General features: G+C 38.3%; 3 protein-coding genes. All 3 read right to left on the bottom strand.

Annotated features, from left to right (window positions below; translation table 11 throughout):
- On the bottom strand, positions 1-510 hold a 510-nt coding region (locus tag ACLTU0_RS11475), incomplete at its 3' end, for an ABC transporter substrate-binding protein (RefSeq protein WP_412322566.1).
- A 14-nt stretch (positions 511-524) separates the two neighbouring features.
- Positions 525-1,325, bottom strand: coding sequence for a peptidoglycan editing factor PgeF (gene pgeF / locus ACLTU0_RS11470; protein ID WP_308456138.1), 801 nt, complete (start codon positions 1,323-1,325; stop codon positions 525-527).
- Positions 1,318-3,186 carry an excinuclease ABC subunit UvrC gene (uvrC, locus tag ACLTU0_RS11465; protein WP_117967866.1) on the bottom strand — a complete coding sequence of 623 codons (1,869 nt, stop codon included), beginning with the start codon at positions 3,184-3,186 and terminating at the stop codon, positions 1,318-1,320. Before uvrC ends, pgeF begins: the two co-directional genes overlap by 8 nt.
- Positions 3,187-3,249: the final 63 nt, after the last annotated feature.

Here is a 3,249-nt window from a genome sequence, read left to right as displayed (position 1 = left end):
ATTCAATACAATCTGAAACGTATAATCGCCAGTTGCCATATAATCCGCCATATTTGCAAGCACAGATGTGTAATTAGTAACACCGGAACGTATTTGCTTAAATGTATAGCTTACATCATACGCATTGAAATTTGAGCCGTCCTGCCATTGTATGTTGTTTTTAAGAGTAATATCAATCGTTCTGCCGTCGGGAGATACAGTATAGCTTTCAGCCAAAATCGGTACTGCCTGCAATTTTTCGTTAAGTTCAAAAAGCGGTTCATACACAAATTCCATACACTCTTTAACCGTTTCCGATTTTGTCAAAAGCGGATTAAACGTATCAAAATCAAGCAATCCCACGCTTATGCTGTTTGATACTTCCGTCTTATTTTCATCTGCAACCTTTTCTTCATCAACAGTTTCCTGTGATATTCTCTCTTTAATTCTTTCAACGGTATCGCACCCTGTTACAGAAAAAACTGTACATACGGCAAGCAACACCGCCACTAAACCCTTTATCCTTCTCATCTCATTCTCCAAATCTATATTAACTCAATAAATGCACCGAGATTTCCTCTTTTTCCGTTTGTCTTTCTGTGCGAAAACAGTAAATCACTGTTACAGTAAGTGCATATTCCGCAATTATCGATATTTTCTTTCAATATACCGCTTTCAATAAATTGTTTTTCGATTGCTTTCTGCATATTAACGTGATACTTTTCACCGTATTTCACCGCGGTATCTTCACCGAATTCCTTTATAAATATTTCGGCAACTTCGTCACCTACTTCAAAATGACATTCCTGTATTGACGGACCGATAGCGGTTAAAATATCTTCCGCACGGCTTCCGTAATCTCTTTTCATTTTTTCGATTGTTTTCTGACCTATTCGCTTTACCGTACCTTTCCAACCCGAATGTGCCAATGCGGCTACTCCGAGCTTTTTGTCAAGAAAAAACAACGGTACGCAGTCGGCGAACAGCGTAACCATAGGAATACCTTTCTTATCCGTAATAAGCGCATCAACGCTCTCAAACTTGTTTTCACGCACAATACCGTTTCCGAAATCGTCCTCTGTCACGGTATGAATAACATCTTCGTGAACTTGTTTTGAAAGCACAAGTTTATTATAGTCCATACCAAGCGTATCAGCCATTATTTCAAAGTTTTTAAGTACATTTTCGCGTGTATCATCACAGTGAAAACGAAAATTCATACTGCTGTAACAGCCGTCGCTGACGCCGCCCTCACGAGTGGAAAAACCGTGTTTTACAAGTCCTGTTTCCTCAAATGATGTAATTGTGTAATACGAAACACCGTTTTTCCTGTTAAGCTTAAACATCGCTATTCCTCCGAAAATAATCATATACGCTTTGTGCCGATTTACTGTCCATTTCTTTGACGTTTAACAATTCGTCCAAAGTCGCCTCTTTTATTTTATCAATAGTTTTGAAAGTAGTCAATAGGGCTTTTCGCCTTTTTTCACCAATTCCGTTTATTTTATCAAGTTCGGAATTGATTTTACCTCTCAATTTTCTGTGATATGATATTGCGGTATCGTGAACTTCGTCTTGAATGTGAGTTATAAGTTTAAATACGGGACTTGTTGCACTGAGTTCGATTTCACCGTTTTTTGAAACAAGTCCTCTTGTTCTGTGCTTGTCATTCTTCACCATACCGAATGTTTCAATATCGACTTCAATCATATCCAGAAGTTCTGTTATCACGTTTAAATGCCCTTTACCGCCGTCAAGCAGTATAAGGTCAGGCAAAGGCAAAAACTTTGCGTTTCGTTTCAAAAGCGTACCCTTTTCAACCTGTTCTTCCTCCTCAAGCGCGTGCCTGAAACGTCTGTATATGACCTCACGCATAGCCGCATAATCGTCCGCACCCTCAAACGATTTTATCTTGAATATTCTGTATTTACGTTTCGCAGGCTTACCGTTTTCAAATACAACCATTGCACCGACATTATCCGTACCCTGAATATTTGAAATATCGTATGCCTCAATTCTGTAAGGACGTTTTTCAAGTCTTAGCTGTTCCTGCATCATATCAAGAACAGTATTCTTTTCACGTTCTTTCATCACCTTAATTTTATAATTACCAAGTGCAATATCGGCATTTTTACGCACCATTTCAACCAAATGAAGTTTTTCGCCGCGTTTTGGCATTGCAATAGTAACTTTGCGTTTTCTTATACCGCTGAGCCACTTCATTATCGCTTCACTGTCGTCAACTTCGTATTCGGTCAAGATTTCTTCGGGTATAAATTCACTGTTTTGATAAAACTGCTTTACAAAATCGGTAAGTATTTCTTCATTTGTACTGTGCTGTGTGTTGTCAATTTTATAGCTTTCTCTGCCGATAACTTTACCGTTTCTGATAAAGAATACCTCACAAAATGCAACGCTTTCTTCCCTTGCAAGTGCAATGACGTCTTTATCGTTCTGTTTATCGGTATTTATAATCTTCTGATGTTCTTCTATATCCTTTACGGCTTGAATTTTATCCCTTAAATCAGCCGCTTTCTCGTACTCCATATTCTGTGAAGCCTTCATCATTTGCTCTGTCAGTTCTGCTATAAGCTCCTTGTGGTTGCCGTCAAGGAAACGGCAAATATTAAAAAACACCTGTCTGTATTCCTCTTTTGAAACCTTTCCCGTACACGGTGCAAAGCAGTTATTGATGTGATAATTAAGACACGGTCTGCCTTTTCTTATATCGTCCGGAAATTTTCTGTGACAGGTCGGCGGTTTAAAAAGTTTCTGCACAAGCTCAAGAGTATTTTTTATTGTTATTCCCGACACATACGGTCCGTAATATTTCGCACCGTCCTTTAAAAGTCTGCGGACTTTCAAAACCTTTGGATACGGTTCGTTTATCGTGACTTTTATATACGGATAATGCTTGTCGTCCTTTAAAAGTATATTATACTTCGGTCTGTGCTTTTTTATAAGATTACATTCAAGCGCAAGCGCCTCTGTTTCGGAGTCTGTGACAATATATTCAAAATATGCCACGTTCGACACCATTGCAAGAACTTTAGGTGTGTGGTTTGAATTTTTCTGAAAATACTGTCTGACACGGTTTTTAAGTATCTTCGCCTTACCGACATATATTATTTTATCGTCCTTGTCGTGCATTATATACACACCCGGATCTTCGGGTAAATTCTTTAACTCCTGTTCCAAATCAAACATATTGCCACCTCCTTACACCAAAAATAACTCTACATAATAATGCAGAGTTATTTTCTTAAATAT

This window comes from Hominilimicola sp. (genome assembly GCF_046972485.1).
GTDB lineage: Bacteria > Bacillota > Clostridia > UBA1381 > UBA1381 > Hominilimicola > Hominilimicola fabiformis.
This window is presented reverse-complemented; position numbering and strand designations above follow the sequence as displayed.